The organism is Streptomyces sp. V2I9, from assembly GCF_030817475.1.
In the GTDB taxonomy this organism is placed as follows: domain Bacteria; phylum Actinomycetota; class Actinomycetes; order Streptomycetales; family Streptomycetaceae; genus Streptomyces.
In genome coordinates, this window is sequence record NZ_JAUSZJ010000002.1 from 5196044 (window position 1) to 5216504 (window position 20461).

At 67.6% G+C, this 20461-nt stretch carries 14 protein-coding genes; 5 read left to right on the top strand and 9 right to left on the bottom strand.

Annotated elements, in window-relative coordinates; translation table 11 throughout:
* Window positions 1-51: 51 nt before the first annotated feature.
* From QFZ71_RS22865 to QFZ71_RS22885, 5 genes are all read right to left on the bottom strand, one after another.
* Window positions 52-240 (bottom strand): DUF6191 domain-containing protein, encoded by a 189-nt coding sequence (locus tag QFZ71_RS22865; RefSeq protein WP_307670036.1) that lies wholly within the window; start codon window positions 238-240, stop codon window positions 52-54.
* A 383-nt stretch (window positions 241-623) separates the two neighbouring features.
* Window positions 624-1328 (bottom strand): hypothetical protein, encoded by a 705-nt coding sequence (locus QFZ71_RS22870; RefSeq protein ID WP_307670037.1) that lies wholly within the window; start codon window positions 1326-1328, stop codon window positions 624-626.
* Between the two features lie 194 nt (window positions 1329-1522).
* Window positions 1523-1999: a hypothetical protein gene (locus QFZ71_RS22875; protein WP_307670038.1), complete on the bottom strand. Its 477-nt coding sequence runs from the start codon at window positions 1997-1999 to the stop codon at window positions 1523-1525.
* 156 nt (window positions 2000-2155) lie between these two features.
* The gene (locus QFZ71_RS22880) at window positions 2156-2599 is read right to left on the bottom strand and encodes an Imm10 family immunity protein (protein WP_307670039.1); all 444 of its coding nucleotides are present in this window, start codon (window positions 2597-2599) and stop codon (window positions 2156-2158) included.
* Complete coding sequence (locus QFZ71_RS22885; RefSeq protein ID WP_307670040.1) at window positions 2572-9414, bottom strand: RHS repeat-associated core domain-containing protein; 6843 nt, start codon at window positions 9412-9414, stop codon at window positions 2572-2574. The genes QFZ71_RS22880 and QFZ71_RS22885 overlap by 28 nt, the downstream gene beginning before the upstream one ends.
* Before the next feature lie 537 nt (window positions 9415-9951).
* On the opposite strand from QFZ71_RS22885, the gene QFZ71_RS22890 reads away from it, so the two are divergent.
* Window positions 9952-12639 carry a VCBS repeat-containing protein gene (locus QFZ71_RS22890; protein ID WP_307670041.1) on the top strand — a complete coding sequence of 896 codons (2688 nt, stop codon included), beginning with the start codon at window positions 9952-9954 and terminating at the stop codon, window positions 12637-12639.
* A gap of 324 nt (window positions 12640-12963) precedes the next feature.
* On the opposite strand, the gene QFZ71_RS22895 is transcribed toward QFZ71_RS22890, so the two are convergent.
* On the bottom strand, window positions 12964-13437 hold the full coding sequence (locus QFZ71_RS22895) for an NUDIX hydrolase (protein ID WP_307670042.1): 474 nt from the start codon (window positions 13435-13437) through the stop codon (window positions 12964-12966).
* 143 nt (window positions 13438-13580) lie between these two features.
* Here QFZ71_RS22895 and QFZ71_RS22900 point away from each other — a divergent pair, with 143 nt between their 5' ends.
* The 3 genes from QFZ71_RS22900 to QFZ71_RS22910 all read left to right on the top strand — a co-directional run bounded on the left by QFZ71_RS22900 (window position 13581) and on the right by QFZ71_RS22910 (window position 15541).
* Window positions 13581-14075, top strand: a complete 495-nt coding sequence (locus QFZ71_RS22900; RefSeq protein WP_307670043.1) for a hypothetical protein — start codon at window positions 13581-13583, stop codon at window positions 14073-14075.
* A 91-nt stretch (window positions 14076-14166) separates the two neighbouring features.
* The gene (locus tag QFZ71_RS22905) at window positions 14167-14781 is read left to right on the top strand and encodes a GNAT family N-acetyltransferase (RefSeq protein ID WP_307670044.1); all 615 of its coding nucleotides are present in this window, start codon (window positions 14167-14169) and stop codon (window positions 14779-14781) included.
* Between the two features lie 343 nt (window positions 14782-15124).
* On the top strand, window positions 15125-15541 hold the full coding sequence (locus tag QFZ71_RS22910) for a VOC family protein (protein ID WP_307670045.1): 417 nt from the start codon (window positions 15125-15127) through the stop codon (window positions 15539-15541).
* 590 nt (window positions 15542-16131) lie between these two features.
* Here QFZ71_RS22910 and QFZ71_RS22915 read toward each other — a convergent pair.
* Together QFZ71_RS22915 and QFZ71_RS22920 are read right to left on the bottom strand one after the other, a co-directional pair.
* On the bottom strand, window positions 16132-16608 hold the full coding sequence (locus QFZ71_RS22915) for a hypothetical protein (RefSeq protein WP_307670046.1): 477 nt from the start codon (window positions 16606-16608) through the stop codon (window positions 16132-16134).
* Between the two features lie 58 nt (window positions 16609-16666).
* On the bottom strand, window positions 16667-18142 hold the full coding sequence (locus QFZ71_RS22920) for an NF041680 family putative transposase (RefSeq protein WP_373465141.1): 1476 nt from the start codon (window positions 18140-18142) through the stop codon (window positions 16667-16669).
* 369 nt (window positions 18143-18511) lie between these two features.
* Between QFZ71_RS22920 and QFZ71_RS22925 the strand changes: the two genes are divergently transcribed.
* A complete protein-coding gene (locus QFZ71_RS22925; RefSeq protein WP_307670048.1) occupies window positions 18512-19072 on the top strand; it encodes a transposase in 561 nt (186 codons plus the stop codon).
* A 178-nt stretch (window positions 19073-19250) separates the two neighbouring features.
* On the opposite strand, the gene QFZ71_RS22930 is transcribed toward QFZ71_RS22925, so the two are convergent.
* On the bottom strand, window positions 19251-20063 hold the full coding sequence (locus QFZ71_RS22930; protein WP_307670049.1) for a hypothetical protein: 813 nt from the start codon (window positions 20061-20063) through the stop codon (window positions 19251-19253).
* Window positions 20064-20461: the final 398 nt, after the last annotated feature.

Here is a 20461-nt window from a genome sequence, read left to right on the forward strand (position 1 = left end):
TGCTCCGCCGCCCCGGCGGAGCAACGGGCCGGTGGAGTGCTGAGGGCGTGGTCAGCCGTGGGCGGCGCTGTCCGGGCGGTCCGGTGGCCGGCGTATCAGGACGACGCCTCTGGTCAGGTCTATCGGGCCCTTCCCAGGGTCGGTATCGCCGACGTCTTCGACGGTGAGTTCCTGGCGACGGCGTTCCTCCTCGGCATGACGCCGACCCGGCGCGAAGAACTGGTCGAAGGTGCCGAACATACGGACTTCTCTCTGTCTGCCGCAGCGGCCTGATGCCCAACGGAATTCCGATAGGTGACAACAGCCTCTGAAGACCGTCGACGAGGCGGTCCCCAGAGGCTGTTGTCACCGCATCTGGTGAGGACGCCTATGACACCGTATCTCGGCCCACCGTGTTACCGCGGTGGGGCCAGGGGGTGCCGTTGGAGTCCAGAGTGCCGGAGTGATGGTCTCGGACGCTTCGGGGCAGGGCGGCCGGACCGAGATCCCGTTCACCCCAGGTACTGCCCCGGACCGAAGGGGCCAGGATGCACCCCGGTCGCAGCGGACTCCGCCTCTTCGATGAAGGCCGAGATGAGCCAAAGGTAGGCGATCTCATTTCGCTCCGGCGTTATCAGAGGTGTTCAGAACGGTGGCGGCTCATACGGAAGTTCCGCAGGAGCGGATTCGGCCTCCGTCGAGATCTCAAGGCCGAACCGAGAGGCGTACCGCTTGATGAGTGAATCAGACGGAGCCGCAAAGGTCAGCATCCACAGCTGTTCGCCGGGGCTGTCATATCCCGTCGGCGGCGGTGCCATGCGGACCAGTGCATCCTTGCTGCACCACAGTTTGACATGAGGCTCTTCACTGGCAAGCGCCACGAACTTCAGAGGCTCAAAAAGCTCCAGAGCCTTGGTGATGCCTGCCTCGTCAACAAAGGCGGTGAACTTGGACGTGCTTCCGATGACGGCTTCCCGCACGGTGCAATGGAGAAGGAAGTCGCGGAGACTCTCTCCCGTTCCCGTCCAGTCGCTTCCCCCTGCCTCCCTGGAGAAAACCTGGAGCGTGTCGTCGGTGAGGTCGACGGCCCAGAAGTGGCCGTTCTGGTTTTCGGCCCAGAATTCGAGCATGCCGCAGGAGTCCGGTGCGAGGTCCTGAGGCGTAACGGGCCGGTCCTGAAACGTCACAGGGCCGTTGGCGAGAACTGCTGCTGTATGCCACTCCACCAGTTCGGCAGGCGCATAAGGGATGGCTTCGAGGCGCACATCGCTCACGCTCCGCGCGGTGCCGTACCACCGCCGGAGGAAACGTCCGATGCTATCCGAATCGAGAGAGAGAAGTTCATCCACGACGCCGAAGTGTACGCCAGAGGATTTTTCCACCCCGACTGCGCACCCCCATGTTCGTCCCTCCGGACGGCAGTAAAAAGCGAAACCACTGGAATGTCCCCGCCCGCTGGCGTTGTCGTCAGCTACTGCCGTCAAGATATGAGAAGCCCCATCGGAATACTGCTCCGGCGGGGCTCGTAATTGTTTTCGCGGCGTTATTTCCGAAGCCTCGATTTCACCGCGAGCAGTCGTTCGCGACTTGCGTCTCGATCGATTTTGCGAAGCCGCAAGAGCGATTCGCCAGAGGTGGGATCGCCGAGCAATATTTGATGCTGGCTTCTGTCCTCGTCTTCAGAGAAGGCGCCCAGCGGAATATTCCGATCCAGCTGACCCATTGCGGTGAGGCATGCATGAGCGCAACGTACGACATCCTCTGGATCTCCGTTAGCGCGACACAGGACCGCATAGCGCATACACAGAACCGCATAGAAGGCGTAGATATCGGCTGCATCCACGAGTCCCTCTTCGAATGGCTGGAGCTCGGGAAACTCCTCCAACGCCTCCATGCGGGCAGCGAATACGTTGCCCGTCGTGCTCGGGGCCCAAAGCTCGTCCAGGATCTGGAGATAGAGATCCACGTCTTCGGCGCGGGCGTCATCTCCACCTCGCAGACCTGTGAAAAGCTGCGTCATCCGCTCGGTGCAGGGTACCGTCAAACCACCCGAGGGCCCCCTCCACGCAGAAGCGTGGAGGGGGCCCTCCCTGTACAGGACTACTGGATCCCCGATGCGGTAATGATGAGGCGGAGCCCCATCGATAAGCGCAGACCACGTACCGGCGGGCGGATCTTAAACGTCCAACCCCACCAAATCCGGCCGCTTCGCAGGAGAGCCCCAGTCCACAATCTCACGAAGTTTCCGAGAGAAGTTTTCCGCATCGACCTGCGCTTCGTTGAGGTTCACCTCAACGATCGTCGAGATTTCAAGAGCCTCTGCGTCCTCAGCGGTGAATTCCAGAGTGAGAACCATATGGGAGAGTCGCACGCTTCGAAGGCACCCGTATACGGTGAAGCCTTGCTCGGTGGAGACGTTGTAGGAATCCATTCCAGACTGGATTTCCTGCTCATCTGGTTCGTACGTGGATCGCTGAATCGAGAACGATCTCGGGACGCCGGAATCCTCCACCCCGGAAATGCCCACCTCAAGGGTCTCTTCGTCCTCGTAGTCCTCGAAGAACCCAACCTCTGTGGCGGCCAATCTCATTGTCAGCGCCTCCTTCTTCCAGCTGTCCATGACCCAGACCCCTTGGCGCCGGACCATCCATACGTGACCGACACTCCCAGCTCCCTGACCATGCGATTCATCGCCCCTTTGCATCGCGAGCAAGGGGGGAGTTGGCCTTGCATCCTAACCGCATCACCAGCACTCAGAGGGAACTTGCCGGCGAACGGGTCGCTCGGGAGTGAAACCTTCGGCCCTGTGGAAGCACCCGCCATGCGCGAGAATCGGTGCTCCGTGTGCGTGAAGGCCGAGTTGTTGGGATACCCGAGCGAAGCCTCTTCAGGCGTCATATCGCCGCTCTCAAGCGAGATATTTTTCGTTTTCCCATCTGGCGATGTCACAGAGATATCGCACATGTGCCCGTTGCCACCAGTGTTGTGCACCAGGACCGGAGTGGCTCCTGCCAGCACATAGTACGTGTGGGTGTCGGTGACGGTGAGGTTGTAGACCGTCGTGCGCTCGTTCCAGCGGCGGACGGACTCGACCTGCGCCCACGTCTTCGACCGGGTCTGCAGCCAGGTGCCGTACTTGAGATCGGCCGCGGGCAGCCAGGCTCTTACGGAAGGCACCCAGAACGGGTGCCCGTCCGTGGCCGTGAGGCTGGTGGACGCATTGGCCTGGCCGTGTTCGGTCAGGCCGACCTTCACCAGTTTCTTGTCGCCCTTGCCGATGATGGTGGCCGCGACGGTTTGGACCGTTGTCCGGCCGGTCTTCGGGTCGGTGGCGATCACCTTTTCGCCGGTTTTCACCTTGCTGATCGGCTTCTTCGAGCCGTCGGCCATCACCACCAGGGTGGCGGCGGTGAAGCTGTTGCTCTCGCACCTGTTGGTCTGCCGCGTCGGACCCTTCGACTGGGACGGCTTCTTCGCCCGGGACGGCTTCGGCCTGGGCCGGGGCTGGCTCCTGGGCCGCGGACTCGGCTTGGGACGTGCTGCCGCCTTGCGTGCCGTTGCCCGCTTCGCCGCCTCACGTTTCGCTGCGGCGCGCTGCGCCCTGATCTTCGCCTGGGCTGCCGCCCGGCGCTGCGAAGCACGCTTTTCGGCTGCCCGCTTCTGAGCCGCCTTCTTGGCCGCGGCGCGTTGGGCTGCGATGCGCTTCCTGGCGGCCTCACGCGCCGCCTTCGCCTTGGCGCGCTTCTTCGCTTCCTCCTGGGCCCTTTTCTTCGCCGCTGCCTTCTTCCGCGCCTGCTCCCTCAGCTTCCGCTGGAGCGCCTCCCGGGCCAGCCGCCGCTGGGCGGCCTTGCGCGCGGCGATCTGGCCTGCGCGGAGCCCGATGACGATCACGATGGGCCAGAACAGCCCGCTCGGGTCCGAGAAGGTGGCAGGGGCGTTGTTGCTGTAGGCGTAGGGATTGATGGTGGCGGGCTCGCCGTAGTCGACCATCGGGTCCACGGAGAGGAACCGCCCGGTGGCGGGGTCGTAGTCGCGGGCGCCGAGCCGGGTGAGCCCCGTGTCCGCGTCAACGGTGCCGCCCACAAATCCGAGCGCTCCCGGCCAGGCGGAAGGCTGCAGCCCGCGCTGCTCACCGAACGGCATCATTTTGCGTCGGGTGACGCCCATGCCGGCGGCGACCAGGTCGACCGTGGTGGTCGATGAACCGTGGTGATCCGACAGAACGAGCTGTCGGCCGCCGCCGGTGGCCCGGACCGTCATCGAGCCGTCGGGGTGGGCGTAGAAGCGCTCGGCCGTCTTGGTCGTGCCGTCAGGGCTGACGGTCAGTTCCGCTTCGCCGAGGTACAGCGTCTTGCTGCCGTCGGCCGCTGCGCGGATCAGGCGGTCGCCGTCCGCCCCGTAGAGGTACGACGTCTTCTTGACGCCGCCGCCCTCCACAGGCTGGGACACCGAGGCGAGCTCGCCCTCGACGTTCCATTCCAGAGTCTGGGTGGCCCCGTTGTGCTGTCGGGTGGTCGTGTTCCCCGCATCGTCGTAGCCGAAGGTGTTGAGTCTTTCGCCGCCGGGTCCTGCGGACTTGATTTCGGCGAGCGCGTTGGGGCCTCCGACGCCGGGCTTTCCGTAGGTGTACGTCCGGGTGACGTCCTTGGCGGTGTCACCGGCGGTGTCCTTCTCGACGAGTTGCGTGCGGTTGCCCGCCTCGTCGAAGGCGTACGTCTGCCAGTAGGCGTCCGGTCCGCCGACGGTGTCCTTGGACGCGGGAGCCTGGCAGTCGTCCGTCGCCGTCCAGGCCGACGTCATCTGCCGGAGCTGGTTGTAGACGAAGCACTGGGTGTCCGTCTTGCCGCTGTCCGGTGCGGCCTCACCCGGCGTGTCCTTGATCCGGGTGACGTTTCCGGCATCGTCGTACGTGTACCGGGTGGCGCCGATGTGGCCCGGGCTGACGGAGCGGTCGAAGCTGGCATCGGTGAGGCGGCGGGTGAACTCGTCGTACAGGTAGGTGCCGTGGACCTTCCGGCCCGCGACCCCCGCGTCCGTGCGCAGGACCTCGCCGAATGCCGAGTACTTGACGTCGTTGAGGTACGACGCCGTGCCTCCGATCGAGATGGGGAGCCCGTCCGAGTTGTACCGGAAGACGATGGTCTCGCCGACGAGCCCGCCCACGCCCGGCGGCTGGACGAAGGCCAGATTACCGGTGGGGGTGTAGCCGTACTTGTACTCGTAGGCGCCGCCCAGGCCGGTCTCTTCCGCAGGAATGACGGTCTTCGTCGCCTTGACGCGGTACGCGCTGTCGTAGGCCGTGACCTCCTCGCGGTATTCGCGCCCGTTCTCGAAGCGGATCGCTGAGGTCGGAAGGCCCTTGAGGAGCGTGTCGTAGGTCCACTCGATCCGCTTCGGGCCCTTGTCGCTGCCTTCTCTCAGGGAGGTCGGGCGACCGCCCTCATCGAGTGTCGTCACCAACGTGTTGCCACGAGGGTCGGTGGTCGAGGTGACGTTGTCCGAATCGTCGTAGGCGAGCCGGGTCGTACCGCCGTCGGGATCGGTCAGAGAGATCTGCCGTCCCCGTCCGTCGTATTCGAAGCGGGTCGCCGCACCGCCGGGGGCGGTGATCTTCACGACGTTGTCGAAGTCGTCGTACTCGTAGACGGTGTCGCGCCACGTGGTGCGGGCGGTGTCGGTGTACTCCCTGATCCGCTCGGTGCGGCCCTCCGCATCGGTGAAGGTCGCGGTGACGGTGTCACCCTTGGGCGGGATGGCGGTGGCGACGTCGCCGTCGCGTTCGGTGCTGGTGCGGAACTTCTCGTTGCCGCGGTGGTAGGTGATCTCCGCGACGGGGTCGCCCATGCCGTCGAACGTGGTGCGGTTCTGCGAAGGGACCTCGTTGTCCCCCACCTCCAGCAGCTTCGGTTCCGGCTCGGCGGAGTGGAAGTAGCCGTCGTTGGACTTCCACTCGCGGCCGACCGAGTCGTAGAACGTGTCGTTGACGATGCGCCCCGGTCCGTCGACCGCCTCGTCCTGGGTCTGCCGCTCACGCAGGAGGCCGTCCATGATCTCGTAGGAGACCGCGTACTCGCCGTTGTCCTTGAGCGTCCGGTTGGTGACGATCGTGGGGCCGTCGCGTCGGATGGTGTAGTCGTAGGTGGCCGAGGGCGTCTTCGTGGCCGGATCCCGGTCGATCTCCCAGACCTTCAGCAGCCGGCCCAGCGGGTCGTACTGCATGGTCGCCGACTTGTCGTTGGCGTCCGTCTCCTTGACCGGCAGGCCGCGGACGGGGTCGAACTCCGTGGTCTCCGTGTGGCCGAGCGGGTCGGTCGTGACGGTCTTGACGGGGCGGGCATGGGTGAGCGGCGTGTTGACGACCGAGGTCCTGCGGTTCTCCGCGTCCCAGGTCTCCGTCTCACGGCCGTGGATGTCGTACGCGGTCCGGTCGACGGTTATGTAGCCGTTGCCCTCCGCGTTGAGTTCCTGTACCTCGGTCGGCAGGCCCTTGACCGGACTTCCGCCGAAGGGGAGGTTGTCGTAGAGAGTCCGGGAGTCCTCGACGACCTTGCCGCCGGTGGTGCCGCAGGCGCCCAGGGTGGTCAGCTCGCGGGAGACGGGCTCCAGCAGGTGCAGCCCGGTGTTGCGGGCATAGGAGGTGACCGCGCACCTGCGTTTGCCTCCGGGTGTGGTCTCGTCCACCTGGCTCGGCAGACCGTAGACGTCGTACGTGGTGGTCTCGGTGGAGGTGCGCCAGGTCTCGCCCTTGACCCGCTCACGGGTCGAGACGGTCTGGGGGCGCGCCATCCAGGCTTCCAGTGCCGTGGTGCCCGGCCTGGCCCGGGTGGCCGTCCGGACGGCCCAGGCGGTGGTCAGGACCGACGAGTCGACGGGCCCGCCGTCGGACGCGTACTCGATGTGCTCACGCGGCTGACCCTGGAGGTGCCCCAGGTCGGGGGCGCTGCCGCCGCGGGAGTCCTCGACCGCCGCGGTGCGGGTGCCGGTCGGCAGCTTGTCACCGTGCATGCCGCGGAAATAGCGGTCCTCGGTGAGCTGCTTGACGTCCGTGCCGGACCCGAGGCGGGTGCGGACCCGCTCGTAGCCGCGGTACTGCGACCACGTGCGCTGCTTGTTCTCGGTGAATTCCCCGTCGTCGTAGGCCCAGGCAGGCGAACCGAGGTACTCGTACGAGGTGACCTTGTCGGGTGCGTCGGTGACCAGGTCGTCCTCGCGGACCTCGGTGACGACGTACTTGTGGAACCAGTCCTCCACCGGCTTCAGGGCGCCCTTGGGCATCCAGTACTGCGGGTAGCAGCGCAGCGTGTTGGTCTCGGGGGAGGCGGGCATCTTCCGCGGTTCCAGCGCCTTGCACTCGCGGGGCGAGTAGGTGACGCCGATGCGTCCGCCGGTTTCGGTGTCGATGGCATGGATCCGCAGCCGGGAGTAGGGCGGCAGGCCCTCGATCCCGTCGACACGGTTGTCCATCTGGGTTCCGGCGAACGTCACCTTCGGCATGGCGGCACTGGAGCCGGCGCCGTGGCCGGTTCGGGTGATGGACTCCAGCCACAGGGCCGGGGACGAACCGTCGCCGGTGGGCGGGAACTTCTGTTCCAGCTCCCAGGAGTCGACGTCGGTGAGGGCCGAGCCGGTCAGGACCTGTGTGCTGATCTTGACGAGGCGCTTGGTCGACCAGAATGTCGGCGCGTACTTGTCCGTGCACTTCGCCCCGGAGGCGCACTCCTGGTCGAGAGGGGTGTCGGGCCAGTACTTGGCGTTGGCGGGCGTCCGCTTGCTCACCGCGCAGTCGAAGCCCGAGGAGGGTATGCAGCGTTCCGCCGTGGTGAAGTCGACCCGCCCGGCCGGGAGCCGCCCGAACAGGTCGCTCGCGCGCTGCCCGTAGTCGATCCTGGACAGATGGGCGGCGCGAGTGTAGGAGATCTGCTGGTCGGCCTTCATGTGCTGGCCGTAGTAGTTCTCCTCCTTGTCCCACCACAGGGTCATGGCGTCACCCAGGGGGTCGGTGACGTAGTCCAGGTTCCACCGGTACGCCTGCGCGCAGTCGGAGGCCGCGAAGGTGGAGGCGTGGCAGGGCTCATCGGGGTGGTTGCCGAACACCGGGACGGTCAGCGCGGAGTTGGTGCGCTGGGTGGTCGCGCCGGGCAGCTTGTTGAGGCCGAAGTGGTACCGCACCCCGTCGGTGCCGGTGAGAATCCAGTACTCACCGTCCTTGGCGCCGTTGTCCGCACCGGTCTTGCGCTCCAGCCTGCTGCCGTCGTCGTCGGCCGGACGCCACTCCTCCTTGCCGTTTTCCGCACCGTCGTTCTTGACGAGTTCGGTGGAGGAACCGCCGAGCGACATCACGACATGGTCGGAACCCCAGCACAGGTCCGCGGTCTCGCCGCTGTTGTTCGGGGCCTTGTCATCGACTTTGCCCTTGTCGTCGGCGCAGGACCTGAAGCGCCGCTCGATGAAACCGGGCTCGTAGTCCCAGCCCTCGGCGATCCAGGAGGACTGGCTGTTGGTGGAGGCCGTACGGCCGTCGACGCTCTGCGAGGAGTACGACAGCTCGATCTCGGGCTGTGGACCGCCCGGAACTTCCGGGGCCTCCACCGGGTAGGACCAGGCGAAGCCCCCGGAGGAGCTGCCCGCCATCCAGGAGCCGGTCGGAGACAGCGACGTGGCCTCATGGCTGCCACCGGGGCCCGAGGCGGCGGCGGAGGCCGCCAGCACCATGGGCGCCGCAGTGTGAGCGGCCTTCGCCTGGGTAAGGTCGACCGTGGCGCTGACGGTTTGCTCGGAGGCGTCGTTGGAGCCGCCCAGTTCGGTCCGGGTACGGCACTCGGACTTCTCCGGCGTGGTCAGCGCACAGGCGGGAAGCCGTACGAGCCGGAGGCGTGAGCCCCAGTCGCCGCCGTACGCATCCTTGATCGCCGTGTAATCCAGTTCGACCTCGACCGATCCTGACACCGCAGGGGCCGTTGCGGTCTTCGACGGGGCGGTGGTGAACAGGAGTCCCTCGACGCCCGCCTTGCGGGCGGTGGCACGGTCCTTGATCTCGATCTCGGCGGCCATGCCCACCGACGCCGGTGCTTCTGTCACAGCGGCAGTGGTGCGGGACTCGGACGCTTGCTTCGTGGAGACCTGCCGGAGTTTTACGGGCAGCTTGTCGAGGGCCGGGGTGTTCGACCCGAGCGAGCCCCCGGGCGCGGCGCGAAGCGAGCCGCGAGCGGCCGGAGAGCCGGCCGCACCGTTCCGGGGCGTCACCTGGACGGTGAAGTCGCCCACGGGCAGCTTGTCGGCGGAGGGTATCCAGTTCTTGGCGGCGTCGTTTTTGACGGGCCGCCGCTCAGCGGTGAAATCACGGCCCGGAACGGAGCGTTCCCGCTCCAGGTCGGCCAGCCGGGCCTTACCTGTGCCTGCCGCGGCGGGGTCGTTGGGGACGAACGTAACCAGCATCACCAGAGCGGTGACCAGAGAAACGGATCTGTGCCAGTGCCCCAAATAGCGCAAATGTTGCAGTAGTTCCTGCACCGATCTTCCTTACCTTGCGTCACAGTTCACGCGAACGGGGTGACATTAGGTGGATGGTCAGGTTGACGGCAAGTCAAGAGGCAACCATGGACGGGGTCGTCGCTGGTCAACATTGTGCAAAGCTTCAGACGCCCCGGCGTGTACTGTTCGCCCGACATTGCAGTTGATCAGGAAGTCCTGGGGGCTTTACTCATGCCACATATATCCACGGTGAGAAAGAGACCGGCGCGCCGTGCCGCCCGAATGATCCTTGCGACGGTGGTCGCGGGCAGTTCGCTGGGGCTGGCGCAGATCGGCCCCGCCACCGCCTCCGCTGCGGAGGAGACTGGGCGAAGACCGGCTCACTCACCTCTGACCGCTGAGGAAAAGGCCTTCGCGGAAGCAAGGCTGACAGGGGAGCCGGTCGAGTTGACGGCCGAGCGCTCCAGTACCAGCGAAACGCACGCTCTGCCCAACGGAAATGTGCGCCGCACCCAGCACACCGTTCCGGTCCGGGTCAAGCGCGAGGGCGTCTGGACGCCGATCGACACCACGCTGGCCCGGGTCGCCGGGCGTATCGCGCCGAAGGCGGCCGCCGGGAGAGTGACCTTCTCCCCAGGCGGTAGCGCCCCCCTGGTCACGCTGACCGACCAGGGACGCGAACTCTCCCTGACCTGGCCGAAGCCGCTGCCGACCCCCGTGCTCGATGGATCCACCGCGACCTACCCGGAGGTCCTGCCGGGCGTCGACCTCGCCATCGCCGCGAGCGTCGACGGCTTCAGCCAGGCCCTCATCGTCAAGACCGCCGAGGCCGCTGACAACCCGGAGCTCGCCCAGCTCGATTTCGGGCTGAAGGCGGACGGCCTCACCATGAAGCAGGACGCCGAAGCGGGTTCGCTCACCGCGGTGAATCCGGCCGGCCAGACGGTATTCGCCACCTCCACCGCCCGGATGTGGGACTCCTCCGGCGCGCAGGCCGCGGTCGCTCCCCGGACGGGAACCAGGAGCACGGCGAATGGCACCGCTCAGGCCGAGACCCCGACCGACCTGACGCCCGGCACGAACAGCAGCACCGTCGAGGTCGAGGTGTCCCCGGCGCGTTTGACCCTGAAGCCCGACCAAGCGCTGCTGGGCTCTCCGGAGACCACGTTCCCGGTCTACATCGACCCCCGGGTCACCGGCACGCGTCAGGCATGGACCATCGCCTACAAGCCGCACCCCAACGACAGTTACTGGAACGGAACCGGCTGGAGCGGCGGAACCACCAGCGAGGCGCGCGTCGGTTACGAATCCTCGACCAACGGCACAGCCCGCTCGTACTTCCGTGTCGATTCCAAGTTCCTGGCCGGTGTGAAGGTCGTGGACGCGCAGTTCCAGATCACCGAGACCCACAGCTGGTCCTGTACCCCCAAGCCGGTCGAGCTGTACCTGACCGGCGGCATCAGCTCCGCCACCACCTGGAACAAGCAGCCGGCCGAGTCCACCCGCCAGGACCGGCGTGACTACGCCCACGGCAACGAAGGAGTCGGGTGCCCCGACAAGGCCGTGGACTTCACGGCCAAGGACGCGGCGGTCAAGGCCGCGGCGGGCAAGTGGACGAACATCACCTTCGGGCTGCGGGCGCCCCAGAGCGCGGAGGACGCCAAGGACCCGTACAGCTGGAAGAAGTTCAAGCCGGACGCCAAGCTGATCGTCGAGTTCAACCGCCCGCCCAAGGCGGCCTGGGCACTGGACACCTCGCCCAGCACCAAGGTCGGTGCGAACGAATGCGGCAACGGCAGTACGTACGTGACCCTCGGCAACACTGACGTCACCCTGACCGCCCAGGTCTGGGATCCGGACGGCGGTGACGTCAACGTGCAGTTTCACCTGTGGGCCACCGGCAAGCACGATGTGGCTCCGGGAATCATCTTCGACAAGAAGGTCCGCAAGACCGTCCTGGCGAAGGACCCCAAGGGTGTTCAGGCCAGGATCACCGTCCCCAAAACCCTGCTGGACCAGCACAAGGGCGCGAGCAACGGCCAGTTCTCCTGGAAAGCCCAGGTGGAGGACGTCGCCGACGCCGCTTTCGCCTCCGACTGGACGCCCACCAAGGGGGCCAGCGGTTGCCGCTTCGGGTTCGACCCCACCGCCCCATCCACCATGCCGACCGTGACCTCTGCGGACGGACTGTTCCCGGAGGGTGCCGAGGGCGCTCTCGCGCGTACCGAAGGCGAGTTCATTCTCGGAGCGGGCGGTGAGAAGGACATCGTGGAGTACCGGTGGGCCTTGGACCGCACGCCCCCGAACAACTCCGTGAAGCCCGCGACCGCCGGTGGAAGCGTGTCGGTCAAGGTGACTCCGCTGACCCCCGGCCCGCACACGTTGTACGTCCAGGCGTTCGACGCGGGCAAGAACGCCGGCCCGGTCCTTCCCTACAAGTTCTATGCGAAGAGCCCGGGGATCGTGGACAAGCCCGGCGACGTCAACGGCGACGGCATGCCCGACCTGTTCGCCGTCGACGGCGGGGGCAAGCTGAGGTTCTACCCCGGCACCGGCAATGGGCAGGTCGCGCCCATGCTGGCGCAGAACACCACGGCCGACTGGAGCGCTGCGCTGCTCACCCACCGGGGGGACTGGACCGAGGACTACTACGAGGACCTGGTCACCCGGATGCCCGACGGCAAGCTCTGGCTCTACCCCAACGATGGGCTGGGGGAGTTCACCGACGACACCCGGCAGGAGGTCTACTTCTTCGCGGACCCGGAGACCGACGTGTCCCTCGACCCCCGCACCATCAAGCAGATCGTGTCGATCGGGGACGTGTCTGCCGGTGAGGAGTCGTCGAACCCGGACTTCGTCGCGGTCATCGGCGACCAGCTCTGGTTCCTGCCGGGATACACCGGGGGCACGATGCAGCCGGGCTACCCGATCGGGTCCGCGGGCTGGAGCACCAGGCAGTTGGCCTCCCCGGGTGACGTCGACGGCGATGGCTTCGTCGATCTGGTCGTCCGTGACACCGCCAAACGGCGCGGTGTGGCTGTACCACGGACGGAGCAACGGCGACGGCGACGGCGACGGGGTTCCGGACGGCGGCACCGACCCGGCCTCGCTGGCCTCCGACGCCGACCGCACCGCCTACGCCACCGGATGGACCGTCGCGGCCCGGCCTCTGATGACGGCTTCCGGTGACTCCGACGGCGACGGCGTTCCCGACCTGTGGACCACCACCGCCAACACCACGGCGGGTCTGGAGTTCATTCCGGGCCGCAGAAACGGCCTTGTCGGTGCGCCGGCCGTTGTCGGTACCGGCGGATGGCAGCCTATGAAGGCCATCTCGTAAGCCGCATTCACCGAGGCGTCGTTCCTCGACCGGCCCGGCCCGCGGATCCACGCTGTGGGCCGGGCCGGGCCTCGCGCGTTGCCGGGTGGTGAGGCGGCGACACGATGGGTACGGCGGCCGTGCGGCCGGCGAGAGCAGGCGGGGGAGACGCCTGATGACCGGCCACGCCGGGATCAGTGCTGGACCGGTCCGCCGACCGGCACCGGGTTCACGTGGCCGGAGGGCGGGAGGGTGTCCGCCAGGGCGAGGCCGACGTCCACCAGGGAGGACCGGCGCAGGCGGGCGACCTCGGGCAGCGGCGTCCACACGGACGCGGCGGTGTCGCCGTTCGGCTCGGGGCGGAGCGTGCCGCCGGTGACGCGTACGCGATAGAAGACGCCGACGTTCTGCAGCTCGGGCGCACCGTGCCTGCGGCGCTCACCCGCCGGGACCACTCGTGAGTCCACCCCGAGCAGGCGCTCCACCTCGGCCGACAGACCGGTCTCCTCGGCGACCTCCCGCACCACCGTGTCGTACGGGTCCTCCGCGTGCTCGACCCCGCCGCCCGGAAGCGTCCAGACGCGGTCGCCGTCCGGGCCCACGGCCAGCGCGAGCAGGACGCGGCCGTCCTCGATGCACACCGCGTACGCGGCCAGTCGTCGGTCCATCCGGGGAGGCTATCGGGCGGCAGGGCGGCAGGGCGGCAGGGCGGCAGGGCGGCAGGGCGGCAGGGGCGGACGGACGGGCGGGCGGTCAGGCGGGCGGGTAATCGCTTTGACGGGGCGGGGACCGCCCCGAAGAGTGTCCTCCCATGGAGAACCAGGACATCGAGGCGTCCGCGTACGAGGACGACGACCTGACGGGTGACGGCGGGCTGCCGCCCGAACAGGCCGATGCGCTGGCCGACCTCGTCGGGGACCTCGGCTCGCTGATGGTCTCGGTGAAGGTCGAGACGGACGGACCTGCGTGCGGTGCGGCCGAGCGCGTGGCCGGGCGTATCCGGAGCGGCGTCGGGGAGCCGGACTGCCGGGTCCAGGTGGCGGAGGGCGGCGAGGACGCAGTGGTGGGGCCGCTGCGGCGGGGGACCGGTGATCCGCTCGGCGCGCTGCGGGAGGCGATGACCGCCCTCGGGGGTACGTGGGGCGAAGCCGCCGCCGTGTCGCCTGGGGACGACCCGGTGTACTACGCGTACCGGGACACCGTGGCGGGCGACGCGGACGGACCGGTGGGCGGGGTCGTACGGATACATCTGTGGGCCGCGACGGCGTGGTCGCTCGCCAGGTACGTCCGGGAGCAGGCGGATTGACGCGGGGCGCGGGGTCGGCGGCTGCCGGACAGGAGCGGTCGGGTCGCGCCCGGTCGGGGCCCCTGATCGCTCAAGATCACCACCGTGCAGAATGACCCGTATGTCGATAACGAACACTCCGCAGGCAGCCACGCTCGACGATGCCCCGGAGATCAGCCGCACCCTGGCCCGTGCCTTCGCCGACGACCCGATGATGGACTGGTTCTTCCCCGGCGGAGCCTCGCGCGAGCCCGATCTGATCCGCTACTTCACCACGATCTTCACCCGGCAGTACGGCCGCCACGGGCTGTGCGAGCGCACCGCGTCGGCGGCCGCGTTCTGGGTGACGCCGGAGGGGCAGGAGAAGGCGGTCCCGGACGCGGAGACGATCGCGGAGCTGGAGGAGATCCTGGGCGACCGGGCGCCGCTGTTCCGGGAGGCGGTCGCGGCCGCCGCCGAGCACGGACCGAAGGAACCGCACTGGTACCTCGCGGTCGTCGGCGCGGACCCGGCCGCCCGGGGCCAGGGCCACGGGGCGACGCTGCTGCGGTCCGGACTGGCCAAGGCCGACGCGGCGGAGCTGCCGGTCTACCTGGAGTCCTCCAAGCCGGACAACCTCCCCTTCTACGAGCACTTCGGCTTCACGGTGCTGGGCGAGGCGGCCCTGCCGGGCGGCGGCCCGGTGCTGTGGGTCATGCGACGCGAACCGGTGTCCGCCGGGCGGTAGCGGGACGGCGGCGGGAGAGGCGCCGGGTTCACGTGCGCGCCCCGGGGCCCCTCCCGCGTCAACACCCGTACCCCGGCGCCCGCTTCTGCCCGCGCATCCGTCCGCGCCCGGTGCGGACGTGCCGCTCGACCATGCGAAAACCTTCGAGGTGGCGGCCAGGGGTCGGGCTGATGATGCCGCCGACCCGTGGACCGGGCGAGGTTCGCGCAGCGGTGTGACCAGGACCGGAGACCGAGGCGCGAAGGGCCTCGGGGCCGAGGTGCGGGGGCCTGCCGCTCCGTAGGGTTCCGGGACGAGCGGCCCCCGACCGAGCACCGGGGCCGCGCCCACCAGGAGGTTCCCGATGCCGGCAGACGCCTCGGCCCATGTGCGTATCGCCCGCCCGTCCCGCGACCTTCGAGCGGCCGAACGCTTCTGGGTCGCCGGGCTCGGTCTCGCCGTCCAGTACCGCCACGACGCGGACGGCACCCCCGGCCGCCACTCCCTGCTCATGGTCGGCTGGCCCGACGCCGCCTGGCACCTGGAACTCGTCCACGACCCGGCGGGCCCCGTCGAACCGCGCCCGACGCCCGAAGACCTGCTCGTGGTCTACCTCGGCGAAGAGGTGCCGGACGCCCTGGTGCGGCGGCTCGAAGAGCACGGCGGCACACGGGTGCCCGCCCACAATCCTTACTGGGACACCTGGGGCGTCACCGTTCAGGACCCGGACGGCTATCTGCTGGTGCTCTCCACCCGGACGTGGTCCTCGGCTGCTGACTGAGGGGTGCGGCGTTCCGCGACGGAACACAGCCCTTCGGCCGGATCAAAGTCCGGAGGCCCGTCAACTGCCACTGAAGCTCCCGCCCTTCGGTGTTCGGCAACGTGTCCGTATCGAGGTCTCACCGCATACCGGAGCGGCGGAGACGTATCGCACTTGACGAGCTTGCCGCGCCCTCGATATCTGGCTGAATTTGTGAAGGTCATGTGGAAAGCGGGGCGGATCTGTGGCCGGTGGAGAGTGGCGTCGAGCGCGTCACGGAGTGTGCGTGACGGCAGTGCTGACCGCGAGGCTCCTCAGGGGGGAACCGGTAAGCGCATGAAGAAGCAGGGCTTCCTCGAAGAGGGCTCCCCGGAGGACGGGCCGTACGCGGATGGCAAGGCGTATTTCGCCAAGAAGGCAGGATTGGCCGAGAAGTGCGCTAGGTACCGTCTCCCGGGGATTACGTTCGAGTGGTCGTGGTTGAGTAATCCGATCACAACCAGGAGTTCAAATCGGTCATTGCGTGAAAGCCGAGTATGTGTGAAACAGCCAACTCGATTTCAGCTTGTCGTTTAACGGGTTGGCGTCCAACGGCGCTTCCTGCCGGTATGTCAGTCCCACGCGTTGAAGAGGACTCCGCCCAATGCGGTGATGCCGTAGAAGCGGATCTCACTCCATTCGCCCTGCGTGAGCACTGAGGTGTCTACGTCGGAGAGCGGTGTGGCGAGTTGTTCGCTGCTCAGGACCGTGAAGCCTGCGTTGGCGAAGGCGTGGGCCCACGGCGGCGGCGCGAGGAAGCCCTCCCCGTATGAGTCCTGCCGTGCCTTGGCGAAGGCGACCCAGGGGTAGTGAGCGTGGCACAGGACGATGTTTTCGCCTTTGCGTCCGACGACCGTTGCGGTGTGGAAGGTCCGGGGGTATGCCCGTTCCTTCACCTCACCTACTTCGCCTCCAGCGAGGCGGGCAGCGGCATATAGAGCGGCGCGGAATGCCGACAGGTCAGTCTCGGGAAGAGGGCCGTCGTTCGGCCGGTAGAAACCTGTCGCCCCTCGCGGCAGCGTGAAACCGCCCTTCCCCTCGTTGACCATGCCGCTCATTCTGCCTGGTGCGAGGCACATCCAGTGATCAGGGTCTTGAGCTGCCAGTTCATGCTGCGCGTCGCGGCTTGGTGCCGACCTTGTGGTGCGCGGGGCGGCTATACGCCTCGCCGGTGGCGAGGACTTTACCCACGTCGTAACGGGTGGCGGGGCGATGGTTTTTCGAACCCGGTGGCCGACCAGGGCCGGGGCGGGAGGGTTTCGGTGCACTGGCCGGTGAGCCGGCCTTCGTGCACAGGTTCCTGAACCCTCTGCGGACGCGGGCGGGCGTCAGTCTGTTCGGCTCGGTCGGCTTCTCCCAGGGCCTGCGGAGGTCGACGGCCAGCGGTCGGGCGAGCCGGAGCTGGGCATAGGCAGCGATCACTATCCAGGTCCACCGGTCGGCCGCCTCCGAGCTGCGGAGCCGGGGTTTGGTCCACCCGAGAGTCTGCTTGAACAGGCGGAACGTGTGCTCGATGTCGAAACGGCGGAGGAAGGACTGCCAGCAGCGGTCGACGTCGGCTTCGGTGGCGCCGTTGCGCGACCACCACAGCCAGACCGGCTTGTTGACCCCTCCGCTGGGCAGCTTCTCCACGACCAGGCGGATGACGGTGCCCTCGATGACGGGCAGCGGCCCGTCGTGGTCGAGCCATGCGGCCCGGCGGGTCAGCCGCGGGTGCAGCCGGTCCCACGCCTGCGCCGTCGCCTTCCCATAGAGCCGGGTGTCGGTGACCGTCACGGCCTGCTCGACACCCCAGGTTGCGGGGTCGCCGAAGACGAACTCGCCGCCGTGCTTGGGCGGCCGACCGCCCTTGGGGTTGGCCAGGTGGAACTCCTTGCGGGAGGGCGTCGGACGGCGCATCACACGGTCCGAACGGAGCCGACCGAGGACCTCGACGGGCAGGTCACCCAGCAGGTGGGCGATGCGCGGAGCGTCGTATCCCGCGTCCAGCACGATCAGGACTTCCGGGTCACCCGGTCGCCACTGGCCGGCGGCGACGAGCCGCTCGACGACCTCGCGGATCTGCACGGTGGTCACCGCTGCGACGTCGGCGCCGGGCTCCAGGCGGACCGCGTCCAGCACCGCCGTCCAGGACGTGCGGCCAGTTTCCAGCGCGGCCACCACCGAGTACGGCCAGCCGGGCACCATCTGGTGCTTGCCCTCACCCCGCCCGAACGTGTGGCAAAAGGACCGGTCAGCACACGTGTTGGCATCCGGCCGCAGCCACGGCGAGACATCCACCGCCAGTACAAGCCGACCGTCCGCCGCCCTCGGCAGCGGCACCCCGGCGAGCGCCCGGCGCAGCCGGGCGACGTCGATCCGGCCCTGGTTGAGTCCGCCGTACAGAGCCCCGTGCCCACGACGGTGCTCGGGCGCGAGCGCGAGATCAACCAGCGTCCGCACCGGCCCGTCCGTGCACAGCAGCGCATCACACAACTCGAACAAGGCGTCGCCCCGCGCCGTCATGCACGCGTACAGCTCCGACCGGAAGAGTGACACTTCCATGAACGCATCCCGCAGGACGCTCTGATGCACCAAACTCACGACCACGGCCTTCGCACTGATCCACTCTGTGACGGAGCACAGGATCAGACGAAGGCCGCCTTCGCGTCCGCTGAACTGCGAAAACGCCGATCAAGTTCGAGCCGCGTTCGACGCCGGACCATAAATGACAAGTTCAGAACGTGTTCGAGATCTGCCGTAGCCGGGGCTCGGGCGGTCGTTGAGCACTGCGTGAGTGGTTCCGGGGGCGGGTATCCGTCGGAGCTGACGGACGAGTAGTGGGCGTTGGTGGAGCTGGTGCTGCCGCCGGCGCGGGTGGGGCCGAAGGGCGGGCGGCGGGAGGGGCGTCCCCGGTGGCGGGTCGTGGACGCGATCTTCCGCGTGGTGCGGACCGGCTGTTCGTGACGGCAGTTGCCGAAGGGCTTCCCTTGTTGGCCCACCGTCTATGGGTACCTCACCTGGTGGCACGACGACGGCACGGTTGAACGCGTCCACGATGCGCTGCGTGAGCGGGTCCGCGAGGCTGAAGGCCACGACCCTGAACCGAGCGCCGGACCGATCGACTCGCAGCCCACGCGCACAGTTGACAGCGTTCCCGCCGCGACCAGGGGCTTCGACGCGGGCAAGAAGGTCAAGGGCGACAAGCGGTTCATCGTCACCGACACCCTTGGTCTGCTCCTGGCCGTCCATGTCGTCGCCGCGAGCGTCCAGGACCGTGACGGCGCGCGGCATCCGCTGCTGTGGACCTGCCTGGACCACCCAGGCGTGAAGAAGACCTGGGCGGACCAGGGGTTCGCCGGACGCCTGGTCGACCGGACCGCACGGATCCTGGGCCGCGAGCTGAAGATCGTCCGCAAGGACCCCGGCCAGAAGGGATTCCAGGTCCAGCCAAAGCGCTGGGCGGTGGAGCGGACCCTGTCGTCGCTGTCCCGCCCGGGACTGCGAGCAGCAGCCCGCACTCCGAAACCATGATCCGCTGGGCGGTGATCGGCATCATGGTCCGTCGATTCAACCGCGGCCGACCGGCAACTCGCCGGCCCCCGACGGCTCCCACGCCCTAACCGGTGAGATCTCGAGTACGGTCTCAGTACAGCTGAACAACAGCAGCTCGCAACCAAGATCAATTAGCCTGCGCGACAGGTACGCCACCTTAGGTCTGGCTCAGGCTCCTGTTGTTGGGGGTGGCGGGCGGGGCGACCGGGGGTGGTGTGTGCGTTGGAGTTCCGATCGCCTGCGTGGCTCCTGGGCTGAGCAGGGCCGCAGCCGCAGCCGCGGAATTCGATGGTGCCGCGTTCGGCAGGGTGACCGGGCTTTCGGGCATCATCATCATCGCTCTGGGGAGCTCGGCGTCAGCGGAGCCTTTTGCGTATTCGCGGGCCGCATCCACGCCGACCATCACTGACGTGTGGGGAAGCATCTCCGGCGCGATGAATCGGGCGTACTCCTGGACCTGTACTTTTCTCGTGTTTTCCGCTATTCCCCAAGGGATGATAACTTCTTCGAATCCATTGTCGGTGGCCCCTACCCGCAGCACTGTGTTCCGTGCGGCAAGAGATTTCATAAGGGGCTGATCGGCGGGAAGTTGCAGCTGTGCCTTCAGGTCCTGAACCTTACCATCCACCGCAGCCTTGCTCACGTCAACAATTTCCACGTCCGCAACGTCAACGCGCATAACACCCCCAGCTATCATGACCGACCCGGGGTATTTGCTCATCAGTCTTGCGGCAGTTTCTTCCCGGTCGCTCACTGAAAGCCAGGTCAGGTCCCGGACCAGCGAATCGTTATCCTCATACGGCTCCGAAACGCTGTATCCAGCCGCGTCCCGAGGAGTGCTCGCTACGTAAAAACCTTTCCAGTTCGGATCGAAGTTTCCGCCGTTTCCCCCGGCTCTCGAGAGGCCGCTCAACATCGCTTCGGCGTGATCGGGATGCTTGTAGCCGTGATATGCCGTAAATGTCGCCACGCTGATCTTCCTTCGCCTTCGGGTCTCTGTGCTGATCACCCCCTCAACGCGTGCGGACCTGTCTCCGGTTCACGCGATGTCGGACTGGCCGGTCCCGGCGTCGGACAAGGGTCAAAGCGGGCCAGGTCGCCAGGGCGTGGCCTCAGCGGTGGCGATGGCCCTCCGGACGGGCCGGGCGGTGGCCGGCACTGGAGCGGCCAGGGCTCAATGCGCGCTGGGCGGCCGTGACCTGAATGCATCGGCTGCCGGCCGGGTGGAATCCCGAATCGCGCTACCCCGGCCGGGCTGTTCGTGGACCGGGAATGAGCCGATCACTCCTCCGCGCCCTGGCCTGCACGCTCACCGCCGTAACGGCCAGCCCGTCGCCTTGGTCGTGCCCGGCCGCATGCTGGACGACG

Excerpts from the sequence above, each read along its gene's own strand:
- QFZ71_RS22865 (WP_307670036.1), bottom strand. The coding sequence starts at position 240 with ATGTTCGGCACCTTCGACCAGTTCTTCGCGCCGGGTCGGCGTCATGCC.
- QFZ71_RS22875 (WP_307670038.1), bottom strand. The coding sequence starts at position 1,999 with ATGACGCAGCTTTTCACAGGTCTGCGAGGTGGAGATGACGCCCGCGCC.
- QFZ71_RS22880 (WP_307670039.1), bottom strand. The coding sequence starts at position 2,599 with ATGGACAGCTGGAAGAAGGAGGCGCTGACAATGAGATTGGCCGCCACA.
- QFZ71_RS22885 (WP_307670040.1), bottom strand. The coding sequence starts at position 9,414 with ATGCTGGTTACGTTCGTCCCCAACGACCCCGCCGCGGCAGGCACAGGT.
- QFZ71_RS22895 (WP_307670042.1), bottom strand. The coding sequence starts at position 13,437 with ATGGACCGACGACTGGCCGCGTACGCGGTGTGCATCGAGGACGGCCGC.
- QFZ71_RS22900 (WP_307670043.1), top strand. The coding sequence starts at position 13,581 with ATGGAGAACCAGGACATCGAGGCGTCCGCGTACGAGGACGACGACCTG.
- QFZ71_RS22905 (WP_307670044.1), top strand. The coding sequence starts at position 14,167 with ATGACCCGTATGTCGATAACGAACACTCCGCAGGCAGCCACGCTCGAC.
- QFZ71_RS22910 (WP_307670045.1), top strand. The coding sequence starts at position 15,125 with ATGCCGGCAGACGCCTCGGCCCATGTGCGTATCGCCCGCCCGTCCCGC.
- QFZ71_RS22915 (WP_307670046.1), bottom strand. The coding sequence starts at position 16,608 with ATGGTCAACGAGGGGAAGGGCGGTTTCACGCTGCCGCGAGGGGCGACA.